The sequence below is a fragment of the Acetobacter malorum genome (genome assembly GCF_002153605.1).
Classification (GTDB): domain Bacteria; phylum Pseudomonadota; class Alphaproteobacteria; order Acetobacterales; family Acetobacteraceae; genus Acetobacter; species Acetobacter malorum_A.
Map to the genome: position 1 here is coordinate 1 of NZ_JOPG01000076.1, position 1,011 is coordinate 1,011.

1 protein-coding gene and 1 pseudogene are annotated in these 1,011 nt (G+C 62.4%); both read right to left on the reverse strand.

The annotated features are described in order from the left end of the window. A pseudogene (locus HK23_RS14855) lies at positions 1-278 on the reverse strand (hypothetical protein); the annotation flags it as partial. A 350-nt stretch (positions 279-628) separates the two neighbouring features. After that, the gene (locus HK23_RS13975) at positions 629-898 is read right to left on the reverse strand and encodes a hypothetical protein (RefSeq protein WP_081775326.1); all 270 of its coding nucleotides are present in this window, start codon (positions 896-898) and stop codon (positions 629-631) included. Positions 899-1,011 lie beyond the last annotated feature (113 nt).

Genomic DNA, 1,011 nt, shown 5'->3' on the forward strand with positions numbered 1-1,011 from the left:
AAGCCCGAAACAGTGGCGGTGACGTCGACATGCACGGACCCGAACAGATGCAGGAGGGCGGCCTGAGGTGTATAGGCGCCCTTGACGGCTGCCGAGGTCCGGCCGTCCATAAGGATCGGGTCGACAAGGACCGGGCACCCGGTCTGCCGGCTCAATATCTCGATGGAGCGGGCCAGTGGCATGGATGGAATGTTTACCGGCTGCTTTTCTGTGTCGCACGACAGCACATCATGCGGCGCATCAGCCGATGCCGGCGAGGCCATTCCGACCAGCAGCATGAGGACGAGACCGACAGCGACGTGTGGCCTCCTCTCCCTATGCCGAAGGCACCGAGGTTGCTTGGCCGTCTGTTCCGCGGAGTGCGACCAAACTGGCCGCATGGTCCCCCGTGAACGGGGCACGGGGCACGGGGGGATGGTTATTCCAATAGTCCTGAAGCGCCTTCAGGTTGAGAAAATGGATAAAACTCGACATCTCCCTGTTCTCGCTGCTTTTGATTTCATCTGCAGAAACGCGGGACCTCCGATGGAAGGCCCCGCTCCACCCTCTCATTCGTGCGGTCGTTCCAGAAAAGATGGCGCTTCCGCTCGGAGAAGGCGTTTCCAATCTACCGGGCGCGGTCGGTGCCTTACGCGGCGACCGAAACTGGCGGTGCGGCTCTTGCCCGTAGGGGGAGACGGAACGCGAGATCAGACGCCAGGGGATCACACCCGGCAGGGGCGATCGCGCCCGTCTGGACCAGACGTTCCAGCGTGGCGCGAAGTCTGATCCCCGGTATACCGGTATGGGCCACCAGTGACGTTAGCGTCACGCCACGTCCGTCATGACCGAGGCGGCGGAGCACGGAGAGCACACGCGGAGCGAGCGGATCGTCTCCAAAAAGGGGGCGCGTTACCATGATACGCCTCCCTCCAGTCGGTTGCGCCATCTCCGGGCGGCTGTGCGCAAGGAGCGGCGATAGCGGGAATAAAGTCCTTTCAGTGTCGACATCCACATCCTCCGATTAAAGCA

Coding starts and splice junctions, on each gene's coding strand:
- HK23_RS13975 (WP_081775326.1), bottom strand. CDS start 898: ATGGTAACGCGCCCCCTTTTTGGAGACGATCCGCTCGCTCCGCGTGTG.